The sequence below is a fragment of the Massilia norwichensis genome, from assembly GCF_024753245.1.
Classification (GTDB): Bacteria; Pseudomonadota; Gammaproteobacteria; order Burkholderiales; family Burkholderiaceae_D; genus Telluria; species Telluria norwichensis.
This window is the reverse complement of the sequence record NZ_JANUGX010000003.1, coordinates 143,797-162,954: the sequence shown is the minus strand read 5'-3', so window position 1 is coordinate 162,954 and position 19,158 is coordinate 143,797. Positions and strand designations below refer to the sequence as shown.

Below are 19,158 nucleotides of genomic sequence, written 5' to 3'. Positions count from 1 at the left end.
CGGAGATTCCATGGCAGATCCAACCCGCCCCTTGCCGAACCTCGTCCCGCAGCCCGACGGCAGCTGGACCGGCCGCACCGTGCTGACGCCGACCGCGCTGAAGACACGCGGGCTGTTCACGATGCCGCCGTCGAAGGTGGTGCCGGTGATTGTGGTGCCGGGGATTATGGGGACGAATTTGCGGGCGGTGGATGACACGAAAGTGCTTGCAGAGCAGGGACTCAAGCCGAGGGAAGAAGCCTGGCGACCGCCGAACGGATCCGTTGCAGGCATCAACGCCGCACGCATGTGGCGTAAGCGGGACCCCAGCACGCGGCAGCGGCTTCTGGATGCCGGGATGCTCGAGGTGGACGATCGCGGCGACATCAGCCTGCCCTTGGAAGCCAGGAATTACGGCATGTTGGAAAAGGAAGTCCGCGAGCGCTACTGGGGCGAAGTACATTGGGACTCCTATGGCGACCTGCTTTACGGCCTTGAGGTCGGTTTGAACCACACCTTCGAGCTGGACCCGCTGGATAACGTTCCTGTCCTGTGCAAGCACTGGAAAAAGGTGATGGCCTGCGAGCCGGCCAGCTGGGGCGTGCGCAGCATCGAAAAGATTACGCAAAAGGAGCTGGAGAAGCATGCCGGGTATTACTACCCGGTCTACGTCTGCGGATACAACTGGCTGGACTCTTGTGAAAAGTCCGCCGTACGGCTCCGTCGGCGCATCGAGAGCACGATCGCATCGTGGAGACAACTGAAGCGTGAGTGTAACAAGGTCATCATCGTCACCCACTCGATGGGCGGGCTGGTTGCACGGGCTTGCGCCAAGCAGATTCCGGATCAGATCCTCGGGGTCATCCACGGTGTCATGCCTGCCCTGGGTGCGCCGGTTTGCTATCGCCGGATTGCGTGTGGCACCGAGCGCTGGAGCCCGAGTAACGACGCAACTGCCAACCTCAAGGCCGATTTCGCCGCCGATATCCTGGGTGGAAAGCCCGAGCTCACGATGCCGGTCATGGCCACCGCACCAGGCCCATTGCAGTTGTTGCCGAATCACCTCTACCCTCAACCATGGCTTCACGTTTGTATGCTCAGCCGAGTCAATAACAAAGACGTGCCACGCGACATCGTACATCTGCCGGTTGGCAATCCATACGACTTGTACCGGGATACGCAGTCCTGGTACCGGCTCATCGACTTGCAGTTGGTTGATCCCGCAAAGAAGTTTGGTGGCGACAAGCGCAAGCTTGCGCATGCCGTCCAGCTTGCGGTCGACAGCGCCGAGAACTTCCACCGCGACGTGCTGGACACCTACTACCACCCGAACACCTACGCCTTCTACGGCGCGGATACGCAACACATGTCGTTTGGTGCCGTACGTTGGGTGGCGAGAGATCCCGGCGCCGGCGCGGTGTTCACCGAGGCAAACTTGCGCAAGGCGGCATTGACGGGCTACCGGGAGACTGTCGGTCGCCGTGTCAAGGTCGAGGACAAAACTGCGCTCGAGTTCGTGCCGGCGCGTCAGGACGTGGGCGGCGATGGCACGGTGCCGCTCCAGTCCGGCTCGGGACCGCGCGGAAAAGTGCAGCAGTTGTTCGAAATTCGCGGCGTGGACCACCAGGATGTCTTCAATAACGAAGCTGTACTGCTGTTGACCCAACACCTCGTCGTCAAGCTAACGCAAAAATTGCCATGACGCGAGTAAGAAAAGGCGGATGGCGAGAACTCGTCGTCCTGCTGGCTGCCCTTGCCTGCGCGGCAAGCTGGGCAGCCGGCCACGTCCGCAGTATGCGGGACCGATCCGAGGTGGCGAAAATGACGGAAAACTTGAAAACGGTATGCGTCGGGCGCTACCTTGTCGATGTGCCGGCCCAGGCCCAAATCAGTCTCTCCGGCGGCATGCTTGGCGGGTTCGAGGTCAGCACAAGAGAAGAGAGCGAGACGGCTTTCCGTGAACGGATCGCCACGCGCGAGACAGAACTCAAAGCAAACGGCGCGAACGCCGACGCCGCTCGTTCCAGTGGCTTGATTGAAAGCCGCGAATTACGTGTGCCGAATATGCTCGCCCGCGCTTTCGTGTTCGGACGGACCCGCAGCCATGGATTCGAAGGCGACCGACGGGTGACATCCGAGTACGCTTCAGTGGAAACGCATGCGCATATGAGCGGGCTGAGCTTTGTGCTGTCGATGCAGTATGCGGACGATAGTGACGTCAAGTTGTCCGAAGCCCTGCTGGCGCGGGTCAAGATCCGCGGCAAGGACGAGATTCCTGCGGTGCCCGGCTTCTGTGTATCCGGTGCTGTGTTCGCCGAACCGCTACCTACGCACAACAGCGAACACCTGGCCATGCACCTCGGTCTTCCCGGTCACCCTGACCTTGCGCTTGCTTTGTTCAGCATCGCCGGTGCCAAGGCCGGGGCAGGCATCCTGTCGCGGACTGCCGAGGTCGATGCTGGCGCGAGTGCCGACGACATGCTGCGCGTGACCAAAATACGTGCCGGTAAGCGCAACATCAATGGGCTCGAAGGCGAGGAGGTGCTGGAAAGGGTCCGCGAATATAACTTCGCAACGACCTATGGCTTTAATTGGGAAACTCGCGGGCTCGCCGAAGACCCGCTCAAGCCCTATCTGTCCCTTGAGCTCCAGACCGGTATCGGAGAGCGCCCAGGTGCAAAGCCGGTTGATACCAGCCTGCATGAAGACGCCTTGCTGTCTCTTTGGGACACCATCGCTTCCAGCATTCGCCTGAGGAAGGATGGCCCGCCGCCGTCCGCGATCCCGGCCGCACCGTCCGGCCCAAAACTCGGCGCCGTCGCCCATGCAGGAGACATCTGCCCGCAATCCGGTTGGTGGCGCTGCGACGCCGGTGGGGAAGGCTTGAGCGTGCATGGCGGGGCGGTCCAGTACATCCGACAGGGCGACCGCATGCCGCAAGCCTTGCTGCTGCCCCGTCAGACGATATGGCAGAAGCTCAAACGTATCCAGCCGAGTATCGAAAGCCCCCAGCCCACCGCCTGGACCCTGGTCGACAAACGGCTGCGGCCGCGCACCGCCATCACCGTGGCACTCGCACCCGCCGTCATGCCGAATGAGGGCTTGGGTGCCGCTCCCTTGGATGGCCGCAAGGCCCCGCTTGGAAGCTATGTACGTACCGGCGAAGTCTGCCCTGCGAGCGGATGGTGGCGCTGCGAGGAATCCCACGCATTGGATGGGACGCGCTGGTTTGCGCGCGGCAGTCTGTTGCCTGTGGCGACCTTCCAGCTGCCTGCGGGCGTCTTTGCCAAGTCGGCCGGCCCCGAGGTCATTCAGCGGCGAAGCATGTGGCAGCTTGTGCGGCATGCCGAAGCTTCGGTGGCCGCGCAGTCCTCACTATGACAATCTCCAGCAGGCGCAAATGGTTTTACCTGTTCGCTTTGCTGACAGCGTTCGCTTGTGCAGGCAGCTGGGCCGCCAGCCGGTTCCGGAGCATGAAAGACAGGGCGGAGGTCGCACGCCTGACCGAAACAATGAAAACGATATGTGTCGGGCGCTATCTGGTCGATGTGCCACAGGAGGCGGAAGTGAGCCTGTCGGGTGAAAGCGTTGCCGGGTTCGAGATCGATACGGTCGAAGAAGACGAAGCCACATTTCAAGCGCGTATCGCGGCGCGCGAAGCCGAGATCGGCACCCGACAATCCTTGGCCGGTCAGCCCGGCGGCATCGTCGATGCTCGCGATATCCATATACCCGGCATGATGGGGCGTACTTTGATCTTTGGACGAAACCGCGGCTATTTGATGGAGGGCGATCGGCGTGTCGAGGATGCCTTCGTATCGGTTGAGACGCATGCGCATATGCCAGGCCTCAGTTTCGTACTATCTGCGAAGTATGCCGACGCGGCGCGCGCGAACCTGGCGGAAGGGCTGTTGCAAAGGCTGCGTTTGCGTAAGGAGAACGAGATGCCGTCCGAGCCGGGTTTTTGCATTTCGCACGCAATCTTTGTCGAACCTCTCCCGGTGAGGAAGGCTGAACACATCGCAATGCATTTGAGCCTTCCTGAACACCCGGACCTTGCCGTGGCCCTGGTCAGCATGCCTGGGGGCGGTTCCGAGTACGGGCTGCTCAGACGTGTCGCCGAAACAGACTCGGTCGCCAGTGCCGACGAACGATTGCGCGTCACGAAGCTTCGTCTCGGCAAACGTAGCATCAATGGTCTCGACGGTGAGGAAGCCTTGGAAAGGATGCTTGAGCCGAATTTTGCCCATACCTATGCTTTCATTTGGGAGGCGCGTGGCGTCGACAACGACCCTTCTCGGCCATCTCTATCGCTCGAGCTCCAGGGCGGAATCAGCCCTCGACCTGGCGCCAGGCCGGTCGATGCGAGCCTTCATGAAGACGCCCTGCTGAACCTCTGGGACAGCATCGCCTCCAGCATCCGTCCAAGACCAGCCAGCGCAAGCCCCACGCCGGCCGCACGAGCGGACCAACCCACCCACATCGCGCAGCAGCAGCCCGCGCACTGAACACAAGCCAATGCGCTGCGCCATCCTCGGTTTCACCGCCGGCGTCCTCGCGCTACAGTCCTCGGCAACGCTGCCGTCCACAGCGTGGATGCTCACCTGCACGGTCTGCGTCATCGCCTGCATCGCGCTCGCCAGCCGTCTCAAACAGCCGTGGTCTGCCACCAGCGCCACCGCCGCCGGCCTGCTGCTCGGCTACACCTGGGCCGCGCTGCTGGCCCACCACGCGCTGGCATCCGAACTGGCCTTGCGAGACGAAGGCCGCGATCTCACCGTCGTCGGCATCGTCGACAGCCTGCCGTACCGCTTCGAACAGGGCCTGCGCTTCAACCTGCTGGTCGAGCGCACCGAAACGCCGGGGACCACGGTGCCGCCGAGGATCGCGCTGTCCTGGTATGCCGACCGCTATGGCAGCCGCCAGGGCGGCCTGCCGGACAAGCTGATGCCCGGCGAACGCTGGCGCCTGACGGTGCGCCTGCAGCGCCCGCACGGCAATGCCAATCCCGGCGGATTCGACTACGAAGCCTGGCTGCTCGAGCAGGGCGTGCGCGCGACCGGCTACGTGCGCGTGGACGATGCCAACGCCCGGCTCGACGCTTTCGTGTCCGGCTTCGGGACCGTGGTCGAGCGCAGCCGCGCCGTTCTGCGCGAGCGCATTCAGGCTGCGCTGACCGACCAAGCCTACGCCGGCGTCATCGTCGCGCTGGTGATCGGGGACCAGCGCGGCATCGACCAGGTCGACTGGCAGGTGTTCAACCGTACCGGCATCGGCCACCTGATTTCGATTTCGGGCCTCCACATCACGATGATCGCCGGGCTGGCGGCGCTGGCGATGTCCGGTTTGTGGCGACGCTCCTTCTTCACGGATGCCCAGTTGCCGCTGCGGCTGCCGGCGCAAAAGGTGGCCGCGCTCAGCGGGGCGCTGGTGGCGCTGCTGTACGTGCTGCTGGCCGGCTTTGGCGTGCCGGCCCAGCGCACGCTCTACATGCTGACCGTGGTCGCGCTGGCCCTGTGGCTGGGCAGGCTGTCGAGCATCACCCACGTGCTGTGCCTGGCCCTCGGGGTGGTCGTGCTGCTGGACCCGTGGGCGGTGCTGTGGCCTGGCTTCTGGCTATCCTTCGGCGCAGTGGCCGTGATCCTGTTCGGGGGGCACGGCCGCATCGCTGCGCGCGAAACCGGCGTCAAGGCGAGCCTGGCGATGGCGGGGCGCACGCAGTGGTCGGTCACGCTCGGCCTGGTGCCGCTGACGATGCTGCTGTTCGGCCAGGTGTCGCTGGTCAGCCCGCTGGCGAATGGGCTCGCGATCCCGCTGGTGAGCTTCGTCGTCACGCCGCTGGCGCTGCTGGGCAGCCTGGCGCCGGACCCGCTGTGCGGCTGGCTGCTGCAGTTGGCGCACGCGGTGGTCGCCGGGCTCGCGGCCGCGCTCGGGCACTTGTCGGCGCTGCCGGCCGCGGTCTGCCGCGCGCCGGCACCGCAGGTCTGGGTCTTCCTGCTGGCACTGGGCGGCACGCTGTGGATGCTGATGCCGCGCGGCTGGCCGCACCGCTGGGCGGGCATGGCGGCCTGGCTGCCGCTGCTGCTGCAAATGCCGGATCATCCGGAGCCGGGGCGCTTTCGCGTGGTCGCCTTCGATGTCGGCCAGGGCATGGCGCTGCTGGTCGAAACCGCCGGGCATCGCCTGCTCTACGACACCGGCCCGGGCTATGCGCCGGGCGCGGACGCCGGCAGCCGCGTGCTGCTGCCTTACCTGCGCATGCGCGGCATCGGCGCGCTGGATGGCGTGATCGTCAGCCATAGCGACACCGACCATACCGGCGGTGCGCTGGCGGTGCTGGGCGAAGTCAAAACAGCCTGGGTCGCGTCTTCGCTGCCGGCCAGTCACCCGATTGCGCGTGCCGCAGCGCGCCACCTGCATTGCGCGGCCGGCCAGCGCTGGGAATGGGATGGGGTGCGCTTCGAGATGCTGCATCCCGCACCCGCCAGCTACGCCGATACCGGCCTGAAGCCGAACGCGCGCAGCTGCACGCTGCGGATCACCAACGGCCGCACGGCGATCCTGCTGGCTGGCGACATCGAAGCGGCGCAGGAAGCGGCGTTGGTGGCATCGAGCGCCGAAGGCCTGCGTGCCGACGTGCTGCTGGCGCCGCATCATGGCAGCGGCACCTCGTCGAGCGCGGCTTTCCTGGCGGCCGTACAGCCGAGCGTCGGCGTGTTCCAGGTCGGCTGGCGCAACCGCTACAAGCATCCGAAGAAGGAGGTTGTCGAGCGCTACGGCGAGCTGGGCATCGGCCGCCTGCGCACCGACCAGCTGGGGGCGCTGACGCTGGAGTTCGACGACAAGGTCGACACGCTGGCCTACCGGCGCGAACATGCCCGCTACTGGCGCATGCCGCCGCCGTAGACCGGATCAGCCCTCACGCGGTAGCGTGATCGTCACCCGCAAGCCGCCGCCGTTGCGGTTCGCCGCGGCGATGCGTCCTCCATGCGTCTCGATCACGCGCTTGGCAATCGCCAGGCCCAGGCCGTGGCCGTCGACGTTGTTCTGCGTCGGGTTCGAGCGGAAGAAGGGCTCGAAGATCTCGCCCAGGTGTTCTTCGGCGATGCCCGGCCCGCGGTCCAGCACTTCGATATGCACCAGGCCCGGTTCGGGATGCAGGGCCACCTCCACCATGCCGCCGGCGCCGCCGTGCTTGACGGCGTTGCGCACGATGTTCTCGACCGCGCTCCACAGCAGGTCGGGCGCGCCGCGCACCGTGACCGGCTCCGGGGCATCGACGTCGATGTGGGCACCGGCTTCGAAGCGGGCGTCGTCGGCGATCTGGTCGACCATTTCGACCAGGTCCACCGGCTCGGTCGTCGGCAGGGTGCTGGCCGCTTCCAGGCGCGACAGGGTCAGCAGCTCGCCGACCAGACGGTCCATGCGCACGCTTTCGCGCTCGATGCGTTCGAGCGAAGCCTGGATCTTGTCGGGCTGCTGGTGCGCCAGGCCGATCGCCGCCTGCAGGCGCGCCAGCGGCGAACGCAGTTCGTGCGAGACGTCGTGCAGCAGGCGGCGCTGGCCTTCCATCAGCGTGCGCAGCTGGGCGCTCATGCGGTCGAAGTCGTGGCCCAGTTCGGCCAGCTCGTCGCCGGCCACCGCCATCGTCGGCTTGCCGAATTTGGGCGCCAGGTCGCCGGCGGCGGCGGCTTCGAAGGCGCCGCGCAGCGCGCGGATCGGGCGCGAAAAATACCAGGCGAGGAGGGCGGCGAACAGGAAGCTGGCCAGCATCGCCGCGGCGATCGGCAGCGAGCGCCCGACGTGGCGTCCGAACTCGGGCGGCAGGCCGAACCAGCTCCAGCCGCCACCGGGGCCGCCTGGTCCGGCGCCGGGGCCGCGTGCGGGGTCGAAGCCGGCGTTCGCCGATGCGGGAGCAGCCGCGCCGCCCGCGCCGGCCGCCATGCCGCCTTGCGCAAAGCCCGGCATGCGGCCATCGCTGCCTGGGCGCGGCCCGGGCATGCGCGAGGCGAAGGCGAGATAGCGCCGCCCGTCCGGCGCGCTCAGGTGGGCGACGGCGTGGCTCTGGGTGCCGGCTTCGAGATTGCGTTCGACTTCCCCGCGCAGTTTGGCCGGCACGGTACGGCCCAGCAGTTCATGGCCCTGGTCGTCCAGCACGTACAGGCGCATGCGGCGGGCGTTGGCGGCCAGGTCGCGCAGCGCGTCGACGCCGCCGTGGCGCAGCGTGGCCGCGGCCGCGTCGAGCATGATGACCGCGGGCGGACCGAGGTCCAGGGTCGGTTCGGTGTTGCGCTGGCGGGCCTGGTCGCGCAGCCAGATGGTGCCGCCGATGCCGATCGTCGCCGCCACCTGCGCCAGCAGGATCGACAGGAAGAACTTCCAGAACAGCCGGCCCATCGCTACTCGCGGATCAGCTGGTAGCCGAGACGGTAGACGGTCTGCAGGCATGAGCGCCCGTCCGACAGGGTGCCGAGCTTGTGGCGCAGGCTGCTCAGGTGGACGTCGATGTTGCGGTCGAAGCGGGCCAGCGGGCGGCCCAGTCCCTGCTCGGAGAGATCGCTTTTGCTGACCGGGCGGCCGGCATTGCGGGCCAGGACTTCGAGCAGGTTGAATTCGGTGCTGGTCAGTTCCAGCGGGGTGCCGTCCCAGGTGGCGCGGCGCTGTTCGGGCAGCATGATCAGCTTGCCGACCGCGAGCGTGATGCCGGGGCTGTCGGTGTTGCTGCCCTGGGTGCGGCGCAGGATGGCGCGCACGCGGGCGGTCATCTCGCGCGGCGTGCAGGGCTTGGTCACGTAGTCGTCCGCGCCCAGTTCGAGGCCGAGGATGCGGTCGGCGTCATCGCCGCGGCCGGTCAGCATCAGTACCGGGATGCGGCTGGCGGCGCGGATGCGGCGCAGGGTTTCGATGCCGTTCATGCGCGGCATCATCACGTCGAGGATGGCGATTGCGTACTGGCCGCTGAGCGCTTCGCGCGCGCCGGTCTCGCCGTCGTGGGCGCAGGCCACGCGGAAGCCTTCCTGTTCCAGGTACTCGGAGAACATCCCGACCAGTTCGGTATCGTCGTCGATTAACAGCACTTGAGTCATGTTCGCATCTTAGCAAAAGGGGAGGGCCGCGGCGCGGGCGGGAACTCGTCTTTACCCGGTTTTACACCGGCCTAACACCGCTTAACAGTGGCGCACAAGACAATGCGGCATCTCTACCACACAAGGATGCAGAACATGAAATTCATGCGTACATCGATGGCGGCCGCACTGCTCGCGGCCTGCTGCGCCTCCAGTTTTGCCGCCAGCCAGCCTGATGCGCCGCCCGCGGATGGCGGCCGGCACGAGGATCGCGGCCCGGCGGAGGGTCCGCCAGTGCACGGTCCCGGCTTCGGCGGCCATGGCCATGGTGGCCCCGGTCCCGGCTTCGGCCATTTCGGCAGAGAGCTGCAGCTGAGCGAAGCCCAGCAGGACAAGCTGTTCGCGATCGAACACGCGGCGGCGCCCCAGCGCCGCCAGCAGGAAAAGGCGGTCCGCCAGGCGCACCAAGCCCTGCGCACGCTGCGCGATGCGGCGCAGTTCGACGAAGCCAGAGCCGGTGCCGCCGCGCGCGAACTCGGCCAGGCCATCGCCGCGCAAGCGCTGCTGGAGGCGCGCCTGCATGCTCAGACGATGGCGGTGCTGACGCCGGAGCAGCGCGAACAGCTGCGCCAGCGCCGCCCGCAGCCGCCGCAGGACCGTCCGTAAGCGCCCAGGAGAACATCATGGAACACCATCACGAAGGGCTGGCGGCCGACCTCGAACGCCTGCTGGAGACCGCGACCAGCCGCCGCCAGTCGCTGCGCTGGCTCCTGAGCGGCATGGCGGCCTTGCCGCTGGCCGGCTGCGGGGGCGGCGGCAGTATCGGCAGCGTCGACGTCAGCGCTGCCGCCAGCAGCGTGGGCAGCACCGGCAGCACCGGCAGCACCGGCGCCAGCTGCGCGATCATCCCCGAAGAAACCGGCGGTCCTTACCCCGGCGACGGCACCAACAGCAACGGCAGCGGCATCGCCAACGCGCTGACGCTGGCCGGCATTGTACGTAGCGACATCTGCACCAGCGTCGCGCCGGGCAGCGCCACCGCGCAAGGCATCCCGCTGACGATCAAGGTGCAGCTGGTGAACGTCAGCGCGAGCTGCGCCTCGGTCGCCGGCGCCGCCGTCTACCTGTGGCACTGCGACCGCGACGGCAACTATTCGATGTACGCCAGCGGCCTGACGAAAGAGAACTACCTGCGCGGCGTGCAGGAGGCGGACACGAACGGCGTCGTCAGCTTCACGACCATCTTCCCGGGCTGCTACGCGGGCCGGATGCCGCACGTGCACTTCGAGGTGTTCCCGACGCTGGCAAAAGCCGCCAGCGCGGCGGGGCGCATCAAGACTTCGCAGTTCACCTTCCCGATGGCGACGCTGAACGAGGTCTATGCCGACAGCAGCTATGCCGCCAGCTCGCGCAACCTGGCTTCGATCAGCTACGCCACCGACAACGTGTTCAGCGACGGCACCGCGCTGCAGATGGGTGCCGTCAGCGGCAATGCCAGCACCGACTACACCGTCTCTCTGGTAGTAGGGGTTTCACTCTAAAGCTGGTTGGGCTGCGTTGCAAAGCCCTTACAATGGGCGCCATGAACAAGCCTCTGCTGCATTTCACGCACGGGAACAGCTACCCGTCCGGCGCCTACGGGCGCCTGCTCGAGGAGCTGGGCCGCGACTTCGACGTCCGCACCACCGACATGCTCGGCCACGATCCGCGCTATCCGGTCGACGACAACTGGCATGCGCTGATCGACGAACTGATCGCCCAGCTCGAACGCTACGACCAGCCGGCGATTCTGGTCGGCCATTCGCTGGGCGGCGCGGTCGGCATGCTGGCGGCAGCACGCCGGCCGGACCTGGCGCGCTGTGTGGTGATGCTGGATTCGCCGGTGGTGGCGGGCTGGCGCGCCGCCGTGTGGCGGCTGGCGAAAGCATTGGGCCTGGGCCGCAAGCTGTCGCCGGGTGGCGTGGCGCAGCGCCGCCGCAACGTCTGGCCTTCGCGCCAGGCCGCCTACGAACACTTCATCGCCAAGCCGATCTTCCAGGCCTGGGCGCCGGGCGCGCTGGACGATTACCTCGACCACGGCCTGAAGCCGCATCCGCAAGGCGTGCAGCTGCGCTTCGACCGCGAAGTCGAGGCCAGCATCTACGCCAGCCTGCCGCACGACATGGGGCCGGTGCTGAAGAAGCCGTATCCGCTGCCGATCGGCTTCGTCGCCGGCACCGATTCGCAGGAGCTGCGCCAGGCCGGCATGGACGCGACCCGCAAGCTGGTCGGCGACAATCTGGTCATGATCGAGGGCACGCACCTGTACACGATGGAATCGCCCCGGCTCACCGCGCAGCTGACACGCGAGATGATTCATCGCTTGCTGCCCGAACTCGCAGCAGGTGACCGCCGCCAGGCTTTCGCGTAGAATCGCGGGTTAACATTTATTCACCCGGGAAGCCCTGCGATGAGCATTAAAAGCGACAAATGGATCCGCCGGATGGCGGAAGAACACGGCATGATCGAGCCTTTCTCGCCCAAGCAGGTGCGGCAAGACGAAGGCCGCAAGATCATCTCCTGGGGGACCTCGTCCTACGGCTACGACATCCGCTGCGCCGACGAATTCAAGGTCTTCACGAACATCAACAGCACCATCGTCGATCCGAAAAACTTCGATTCGAACTCCTTCGTCGACGTGAAAAGCGACGTCTGCATCATCCCGCCGAACTCCTTCGCGCTGGCCCGCACCATCGAGTACTTCCGCATCCCGCGCAACGTGCTGACGGTCTGCCTGGGCAAGTCGACCTACGCGCGCTGCGGCATCATCGTCAACGTGACGCCGTTCGAGCCGGAGTGGGAGGGTTACGTGACCCTGGAGTTCTCGAACACCACGCCGCTGCCGGCCAAGATCTATGCCGGCGAAGGCTGCGCGCAGGTGCTGTTCTTCGAGAGCGATGAGGTGTGCGAGACTTCGTACAAGGACCGCGGCGGCAAGTACCAGGGTCAGCATGGTGTGACTTTGCCGAAGACCTGATACACAGCGCACGTCGTCCCCGCGAAGGCGGGGACCCAAGTGCTGCATCAGATTAAAGGACGCTGCGGCCTCCTTTTTTTATGCCGCCATGATGCCCTTCGCTCGCAGGGTTGGCGTCAAACTTGCGCCTAGCTCAAGCGCCGGATTTCATTCAGCTGGCGGTCGGTAATCAGGATGCTCTGACCCTGTCCTGAAGTTTTCATCAGCTCATCGAAGTCGCGAAACCTGCTAAACCAGATCCAGGCAGCAAACGCATCCAGTTTGGTGCATCCGATTACCCCGTCGAAGTCGCTCCAGTGGCCGCCACCCAAGTTATGAAAACATGCTGATTTGTTGGCTTGGAGAGAAGTGACTAAAAGCAGGTCCTTTCCGTAAGACTTTATGTCGCTGATGCTTGCCATATGGGTGACGACAAACTTGAAGCAGCTCGTCTCTGTTTCAAGGGTAATGTGAGCCGAGGCACCGGCGCCTTCTACTAACACTGGATATCGAGCGACAAAACCCAAATATTTTTTTGCTAATTCATCGACGGAGGCCATCTCTTCCGCCATTGACTGCCAGAATTTGACCTCGATGCGAATATTTCGTGCATTCTCTCGCGTGAGTTTTGCTGCCTCATCGGTGAGTTTGGTATCTCTCGGCACCGTTACAACGAGAATGTACAGATCAATCCTATTATTGAATGTTTCTGTCTTGTTGAATTCGTTGCGTAATTCGGCTGGCGAGAATTCCTCAACACATTTGCATTGCACGGCGACCGCCGTAGCGCCGCCGTACACATACACGTCTACACCGTCCTGGGCTTGACCATTGGTGCCATATTCGTCGACGGAAGAATCCTTGTATAAATTCTTGTAAAAGTCGTTCGCGATACGTTGCAACTGTTGCCAATCTTTTGGCGCTGGGATTCTGGTTTGATAAAGCTGCATGGCTTCCGTGAAATAGTGTGGTATGCGATTGTAAGGGACGCACCGGCAAGAATTTCTCACGCATTGTCGCCGTAAGGGACGAAAAAAAGCCCGAATCGCTTCGGGCTTTTCAACGCTTGGCTAAATCGATAAATCAGTCCTGCTTCACGCAATCCACGAAATAACCCATCTTCCCATCCACCTCACGCTTGACCAGCCCGTGCACATCGGTCTCGAAGCCCGGGAAGCGCTCGTTGAAGTCGCGCGCGAAGCGCAGGTAGTCGACGATGGTCTTGTTGAAGCGCTCGCCCGGGATCAGGAGCGGGATACCCGGCGGGTAAGGCGTCAGCAGGATCGCCGTGATGCGGCCTTCCAGCTCTTCGATCGACACGCGTTCGATTTCGCGGTGCGCCATCTTGGCGAAGGCGTCCGACGGCTTCATCGCCGGGATCATGTCCGACAGGTACATCTCGGTGGTCAGGCGTGCCACGTCGCGCGACTTGTAGAAGTCGTGGATCGACTGGCACAGGTCGCGCAGGCCCCAGGCTTCGTAGCGCGGGTTGGCGGCCGTGAACTCCGGCATGATGCGCCACATCGGCTGGTTGCGGTCGTAGTCGTCCTTGAACTGCTGCAGGGCGGTGACCAGCGTGTTCCAGCGGCCCTTGGTGATACCGATCGTGAACAGGATGAAGAACGAGTACAGGCCGCACTTCTCGATGATCACGCCGTGCTCGGCCAGGTACTTGGTCACGATCGAGGCCGGGATGCCGGAATCGTCGAAGGTGCCGTCCAGCGCCAGGCCCGGCGTCACGACGGTGGCCTTGATCGGGTCCAGCATGTTGAAGCCTTCGGCCAGCTTGCCGAAGCCGTGCCAGGTGTGGTCGGCGTGGATCATCCAGTCGGCCTGGGTGCCGATGCCTTCCTCGCTGGTGACCTGCGGGCCCCAGACCTTGAACCACCAGTCGTCGCCGATTTCCTCGTCGACCTTCTGCATCGCGCGGCGGAAGTCCAGCGATTCGTAGATCGATTCTTCGACCAGGGCGGTGCCGCCCGGCGCTTCCATCATCGCCGCGGCGACGTCGCAGGACGCGATGATCGAGTACTGCGGCGAGGTCGAGGTGTGCATCAGGTAGGCCTCGTTGAAGGCGTCCTGGTCCAGCTTGACGGTTTCCGATTCGCGCACCAGCACCTGCGAGGCCTGCGACAGGCCGGCCAGCAGCTTGTGGGTCGACTGGGTCGAGAAGATCATCGACTCCTTGGCGCGCGGGCGGTCGCGGCCGATCGCGTGCATGTTCTTGTAGAAGTCGTGGAAGGTCGCGTGCGGGATCCAGGCTTCGTCGAAGTGCAGGGTGTCGATCTTACCGTCCAACATTTCGCGCAAGGTCTCGACGTTGTACACCACGCCGTCGTAGGTCGACTGGGTGATGGTGAGGATGCGCGGCTTCTTGTTCTTGGCTTCGCGGGCGAACGGGTTCGCCTCGATCTTGCGGGCGATCGACTCGGGGGTGAACTCTTCGAGCGGGATCGGACCGATGATGCCGAGGTTGTTCCGGGTCGGCATCAGGAACACGGGAATCGCACCGCACATGATGATCGAGTGCAGGATCGACTTGTGGCAGTTACGGTCGACCACGACGATGTCGCCCGGCGCCACGGTCGAGTGCCAGACCATCTTGTTCGAGGTCGAGGTGCCGTTGGTGACGAAGTAGCAGTGGTCGGCGTTGTAGATGCGCGCGGCATTGCGTTCGGACTTGGCGACCGGGCCGGTGTGGTCGAGCAGCTGGCCGAGTTCCTCGACCGCGTTGCAGACGTCGGCGCGCAGCATGTTCTCGCCGAAGAACTGGTGGAACATCTGGCCGATAGGCGACTTCAGGAAGGCGACGCCGCCCGAGTGGCCGGGGCAGTGCCAGGAATAGGAACCGTCGTTGGCGTAGTTGACCAGGGCGCGGAAGAAGGGCGGCGCCAGGCTGTCCAGGTAAGCCTTGGCTTCGCGGATGATGTGGCGCGCGACGAATTCCGGCGTGTCCTCGAACATGTGGATGAAGCCGTGCAGCTCCTTCAGGATGTCGTTCGGGATGTGGCGGCTGGTGCGGGTCTCGCCGTAGATGTAGATCGGGATGTCCGAGTTCTTGTGGCGGATCTCCTGCACGAAGGCGCGCAGCGCGGCCAGCGCGAAGTTGGTCTCTTCGAGCGTCCCGCCGCCGAATTCCTCGTCGTCGATCGACAGCACGAAGGCCGAAGCGCGCGACTGCTGCTGGGCGAACTGGGACAGGTCGCCGTAGCTGGTCAGGCCGAGCACTTCCATGCCTTCTTTTTCCATCGCGGCTGCCAGCGCGCGAATGCCGAGGCCCGAGGTGTTCTCGGAACGGAAGTCCTCGTCAATGATGACGATGGGGAATCGAAATTTCATGGACAGCTCCAAAGCGAAGCGCCGTGCACCCCATCTCCCTCAAGCGGGTGATGGCCGGGCACGGCACCGTAAAAAAAATAGAAGCGGATTTTCGCAGAATTTCCGCAAGTCGGCGCAAATTTTTTATTAGCTTAGCCAGACTGGTCAGCCGGCGGCGCACCGTTGTTGCCGGCGCAGCAATGCTAGAATGGCATGATCCCTTCACAGGAGCCGCCATGCGCACGGTACGCATCACATTCGAGAGCAGGATTCCCCGCCCGGCCGCCGAACTCTGGCGCTGGAGTACCTCCGCGCGCGGCGTGCAGGCAGAGATGGCGCCGATCCTGAAGATGACCTTCCCGGACGGGATGCAGCGTATTCCGCAGGACCAGGGCAGCCTCGGTAAACCCTTGGGGAATTGCCGCTTCCTGCTGTTCGGACTGGTGCCGGTCGACCTCTCGCGCCTCACCTTCGTCGAGATGGAGCCGGGCCGGCGTTTCGTCGAGCAATCGCCGCTGCTGTCGATGAAGCTGTGGCGCCACGAGCGGGTCATCGAGCCGGCCGAAGACGGTGCGCGGGTCATCGACACCCTCGAGTTCACACCGCGTATGGCGAGCGGCATCGTGGCCTGGTTCGTGGGGCACTTCTTCGCGCACCGGCATGCGAGGCTGCGGCGGCAGTTTCGCGAGCGGCGTTCGGTGGCCCGCCCCGCCGGCAGCGAAGAGGGCGCCAGCCGGGCCCACATCTAGGCGGGCCGCCGGCGCGCCACAGCGTCTTATTTCGGCGTGTAGTTCAGCCCCAGCATCTTGGCATACTCGGCCAGCGGCGGCAGCCCGACGCTGCTGCGACGCTCGTCGACCCGTGCCTCATCCTCGATCGGCGCGAAGCGCAGGGGATTGGTCGCCAACTGGGTGCCGTACAGCTGGGGCTTGCCGTCGGCGACGCGCACGCGGTCTTCGAGCATCGCCAGGTCGCTGCCGATGGCATCGTGACGCCTGACTGCTTCGCGCAGCAGCGGGAGATATTTGCGCTGGCTGGCGTGGTCGGCATGCTGCAAGACCAGGAAGGCCGTTCCGGAGGCGGCGCCGGCAAAGCGCACGCCGGGCCAGCCGAAGGCGTCGACGATTTCGACCAGCCGCTTCATGTTGGCAGCGTCGATCGCATTCTGCTTCTTCCACTCTTCCGGACTCAGCTCGCCGGTGGCGGAGCGCCCGCGGTACAACTGGTCGGAGACTGCCATGGCCTCGATGTCGCGCACCGCCCTGAGGCGTTCGGGGCTGAGCTTCTCGGTCTTCAGTTCGATGTCTTCGCCGTAGAAGACCAGTTCCTGCGCGGCCGGAAGCTGCAGCTTCCCTTGTACGTTGCCGGTGAAGCGGGTTTGCGTGTTGCCGTCGTCGACGTGGTTGGCATTGGCGGCCAGGTTGCCCTTCGCGCCGATCGGCATCATCAAGGTGGCGACCGGCTTGCCGCCCGCGTAGATAGTGATCGTGGTCTGGGTCGACGGCTCGTCGGCATGGCCGGGCAGGGCGGTGAAAGCGAGGATGGCGAGCGCGGCGGCGCAGGGGCTGAACTTCATCCGGAACTCCTTCGGGAATGCGTTTTGCATGGACGGAAACGCCGAGCATAGCATGTCTCGATGGCAACAAATCTCACCAAATATCCCGTCGGGCCGGACGCGGCCACAGCGGCGCTGGTCAGTGCGCGGCGGCGCCTCCAGCCAGCAGTGCCCCGATCGGATCGACATGCAACCACGCGAAAGCACCTAGCGCGAAGCCGATCGCGGCGACCGCGTAGGTCGCACTCAGCAGCCAGCGCCGCCGCGTCAGCAGCGTGATCGCCGCCAGCGAGATCGCGATCTGCTCGGCGGTGGTGGCCAGCGCCCACTGGTGGTGGGTGTGCAGTGCCTTTTCGGACTTGGCGTTCCACTCGTCGGACTGCGCCTCGTACTTCTCGGCTTCCTTCTTGATGCCGGCCTTTTCGCCTTCGTAGCGGGCGACGTCGGCCTGGTACTTGGCCTGCGCCTGCGCGCCGATGCCGGGCAGCTCGGCCGCGAGTTCAGCCAGGTTCTGCTTGCTCGACTTGGCCTGGTAGTAGTTCCAGGCGTTGGCCGCCGTGGTCTTGGCGATCGCCGCGTTGTTCTTGAAGAGAGCCGCGTCGTTCTGGGTCGCGCCGCCCAGGTAGCCGAACAGCGCACCGACCGTGGCCAGCACCGCGGTCATGACGGCGATCCGGTTGGAGAAGCTGTCGCCGCCATGGGCGACGTGTTCGACCGCGTGATCGTGCGGTCCATGGACGTGAAAACCGTGTCCGGACATACTGTTTACCTATTACTTGTTACTTGTTACTTGTTACGGGTTGCGTTCGTACGTGACGAAGGCGTAAGCCACGCCCTCGCTTGATGCATGTTCTTCACGCGCGCTGACGCGCCACACGGCCGGATCGATCTCCGGGAAGAAGGTGTCGCAGCGGTAGACGGCATCGATGTGGGTGACGATCATGCGGTCTGCCAGCGGCAGGGCTTCGTGGAAGATCTGGGCGCCGCCGATGATGCTGGACGGCCCGTCGCCGGCCAGCGCGATCGCTTCTTCCAGCGAGCCTGCGACCTCGACACCCTCGTGCGACCAGTCGCGGTTGCGGGTGACGACGATATTGCGGCGCTTGGGCAGCGGGCGACCGATCGAGTCGAAGGTCTTGCGGCCCATGATGATCGGCCGCTCCAGCGTGACGCGCTTGAAGTGGGCCAGGTCCTCGGGCAGGTGCCAGGGCAGCTGGTTGTCGACGCCGATGCCGCGCTGGGCGTCCATCGCGACCACCAAAGTGATTTGCTTAGTCATGACTCATACCGCCACAGGGGCCTTGATGGCCGGATGCGGATCGTAGCCGACCACTTCGAAGTCTTCGAACTTGTAGTCGAACAGCGAATCCGGCTTGCGTTTGATGAGCAGCTTGGGCAGCGGGCGCTCGTCGCGCGACAGCTGCAGCTCGACCTGTTCCAGGTGGTTCGAATACAGGTGACAGTCGCCGCCGGTCCAGATGAAATCGCCGACTTCGAGGTTCGCCTGCTGCGCCATCATGTGGGTCAGCAGCGCGTAGGAGGCGATATTGAAGGGTTTGGTCACATTGTCAGAACTCAGAGATTCTGTACTCATAGGCTGCTCTTTGGTCTTGGACAAACTATCTCTCTCAATGATAATGGTCGCTCTAGCTGCATGAGGTCCAACCGGCCGCTGTGGGTAAGTGGGGGTAAGCTGTGTGCGGGGCGTGTACAACGGGTTCATGTTGTGCACCCCCGTGCACAGCTTATCCCCACGGTGTTGGGCGGGTGCTCGCCCAACATATCCACAGCCGGTAAGTGCGAATTTTCTTGCTGAACACATAATGGTAAGCCATCAACAGGTGCGCCTATTACCGCAAACGTCCCTTTTGCACTTTTAGAACAGGCTGTGCTGAGTTCGCCCGTCGGCGCTGTCCATTGCGCGAGACTGATGAGAGATCTACGTCCTTGAGAAGATCCGGAAGTGTCACGCCGAGCGCTAAACATAAACTAGTTAGTGTCAAAAGAGATGGGTTCGCAATCCCACGCTCAATCTTGGAGACAAAAACTCGGTCGACCTCCGCTGCGAACGCAAGACCCTCTTGACTCATTTTTGAGGAGATTCGTAGACGCTTCAACGTCCTGCCAACAGCCGTGCACACCGGATCCCTGTGTTCGGTATTTTTTTCGGGTGTCGAGGTCATGGCTGGCATGATGCCCGCGGACCACGGTTCTTACGATGTACTATACGCTACATTTAAATGTAG

The 19,158-nt window shown here is 64.3% G+C and carries 17 protein-coding genes and 1 pseudogene; 9 read left to right on the top strand and 9 right to left on the bottom strand.

Translation table 11 applies throughout. The annotated features are described in order from the left end of the window. Window positions 1–10 precede the first annotated feature (10 nt). The 4 genes from NX782_RS04010 to NX782_RS03995 all read left to right on the top strand — a co-directional run bounded on the left by NX782_RS04010 (window position 11) and on the right by NX782_RS03995 (window position 6,885). Window positions 11–1,681 (top strand): alpha/beta hydrolase family protein, encoded by a 1,671-nt coding sequence (locus tag NX782_RS04010; RefSeq protein ID WP_258844127.1) that lies wholly within the window; start codon window positions 11–13, stop codon window positions 1,679–1,681. A 119-nt stretch (window positions 1,682–1,800) separates the two neighbouring features. Next, window positions 1,801–3,360 (top strand): T6SS immunity protein Tli4 family protein, encoded by a 1,560-nt coding sequence (locus tag NX782_RS04005; RefSeq protein ID WP_258844126.1) that lies wholly within the window; start codon window positions 1,801–1,803, stop codon window positions 3,358–3,360. Next, on the top strand, window positions 3,357–4,487 hold the full coding sequence (locus tag NX782_RS04000; RefSeq protein WP_258844125.1) for a T6SS immunity protein Tli4 family protein: 1,131 nt from the start codon (window positions 3,357–3,359) through the stop codon (window positions 4,485–4,487). The genes NX782_RS04005 and NX782_RS04000 overlap by 4 nt, the downstream gene beginning before the upstream one ends. A gap of 10 nt (window positions 4,488–4,497) precedes the next feature. Next, window positions 4,498–6,885 carry a DNA internalization-related competence protein ComEC/Rec2 gene (locus NX782_RS03995; RefSeq protein WP_258844124.1) on the top strand — a complete coding sequence of 796 codons (2,388 nt, stop codon included), beginning with the start codon at window positions 4,498–4,500 and terminating at the stop codon, window positions 6,883–6,885. A 6-nt stretch (window positions 6,886–6,891) separates the two neighbouring features. Here the strand turns inward: NX782_RS03995 and NX782_RS03990 are convergent, their stop codons facing one another. Both NX782_RS03990 and NX782_RS03985 read right to left on the bottom strand, forming a co-directional pair. After that, a complete protein-coding gene (locus NX782_RS03990; RefSeq protein WP_258844123.1) occupies window positions 6,892–8,376 on the bottom strand; it encodes a sensor histidine kinase in 1,485 nt (494 codons plus the stop codon). A 2-nt stretch (window positions 8,377–8,378) separates the two neighbouring features. Continuing rightward, window positions 8,379–9,065 carry a response regulator transcription factor gene (locus NX782_RS03985; RefSeq protein ID WP_258844122.1) on the bottom strand — a complete coding sequence of 229 codons (687 nt, stop codon included), beginning with the start codon at window positions 9,063–9,065 and terminating at the stop codon, window positions 8,379–8,381. A 135-nt stretch (window positions 9,066–9,200) separates the two neighbouring features. On the opposite strand from NX782_RS03985, the gene NX782_RS03980 reads away from it, so the two are divergent. The 4 genes from NX782_RS03980 to dcd are packed head-to-tail and all read left to right on the top strand — an operon-like array spanning window position 9,201 to window position 12,060. After that, window positions 9,201–9,710 (top strand): Spy/CpxP family protein refolding chaperone, encoded by a 510-nt coding sequence (locus NX782_RS03980; RefSeq protein ID WP_258844121.1) that lies wholly within the window; start codon window positions 9,201–9,203, stop codon window positions 9,708–9,710. Between the two features lie 17 nt (window positions 9,711–9,727). Further along, window positions 9,728–10,585 (top strand): dioxygenase family protein, encoded by an 858-nt coding sequence (locus tag NX782_RS03975; protein WP_258844120.1) that lies wholly within the window; start codon window positions 9,728–9,730, stop codon window positions 10,583–10,585. Window positions 10,586–10,626: 41 nt separating this feature from the next. Beyond that, complete coding sequence (locus NX782_RS03970; RefSeq protein ID WP_258844119.1) at window positions 10,627–11,454, top strand: alpha/beta fold hydrolase; 828 nt, start codon at window positions 10,627–10,629, stop codon at window positions 11,452–11,454. A gap of 39 nt (window positions 11,455–11,493) precedes the next feature. Further along, entirely contained in the window at window positions 11,494–12,060 is a 567-nt protein-coding gene (gene dcd, locus NX782_RS03965; RefSeq protein WP_258844118.1) for a dCTP deaminase, read from the top strand. 128 nt (window positions 12,061–12,188) lie between these two features. Here dcd and NX782_RS03960 read toward each other — a convergent pair whose 3' ends face one another. Then, window positions 12,189–12,989, bottom strand: coding sequence for a hypothetical protein (locus NX782_RS03960; RefSeq protein WP_258844117.1), 801 nt, complete (start codon window positions 12,987–12,989; stop codon window positions 12,189–12,191). 133 nt (window positions 12,990–13,122) lie between these two features. Next, entirely contained in the window at window positions 13,123–15,378 is a 2,256-nt protein-coding gene (locus tag NX782_RS03955) for an arginine/lysine/ornithine decarboxylase (RefSeq protein ID WP_258844116.1), read from the bottom strand. A 215-nt stretch (window positions 15,379–15,593) separates the two neighbouring features. Between NX782_RS03955 and NX782_RS03950 the strand changes: the two genes are divergently transcribed. Next, window positions 15,594–16,106, top strand: coding sequence for an Rv1443c family protein (locus NX782_RS03950; protein ID WP_258844115.1), 513 nt, complete (start codon window positions 15,594–15,596; stop codon window positions 16,104–16,106). Between the two features lie 26 nt (window positions 16,107–16,132). Here the strand turns inward: NX782_RS03950 and NX782_RS03945 are convergent, their stop codons facing one another. The 5 genes and pseudogenes from NX782_RS03945 to NX782_RS26500 form a co-directional block, all read right to left on the bottom strand. Continuing rightward, a complete protein-coding gene (locus tag NX782_RS03945; protein ID WP_258844114.1) occupies window positions 16,133–16,933 on the bottom strand; it encodes a DUF6624 domain-containing protein in 801 nt (266 codons plus the stop codon). 118 nt (window positions 16,934–17,051) lie between these two features. After that, window positions 17,052–17,672 carry a DUF4337 domain-containing protein gene (locus NX782_RS03940; protein WP_258844113.1) on the bottom strand — a complete coding sequence of 207 codons (621 nt, stop codon included), beginning with the start codon at window positions 17,670–17,672 and terminating at the stop codon, window positions 17,052–17,054. Window positions 17,673–17,705: 33 nt separating this feature from the next. After that, window positions 17,706–18,191: a dihydrofolate reductase gene (locus tag NX782_RS03935; protein ID WP_258844112.1), complete on the bottom strand. Its 486-nt coding sequence runs from the start codon at window positions 18,189–18,191 to the stop codon at window positions 17,706–17,708. Between the two features lie 3 nt (window positions 18,192–18,194). Next, window positions 18,195–18,467 (bottom strand): annotated as a pseudogene (gene thyA, locus NX782_RS03930) (thymidylate synthase); the annotation flags it as partial. A gap of 295 nt (window positions 18,468–18,762) precedes the next feature. Beyond that, window positions 18,763–19,095: a helix-turn-helix domain-containing protein gene (locus NX782_RS26500; protein ID WP_370661760.1), complete on the bottom strand. Its 333-nt coding sequence runs from the start codon at window positions 19,093–19,095 to the stop codon at window positions 18,763–18,765. Window positions 19,096–19,158 lie beyond the last annotated feature (63 nt).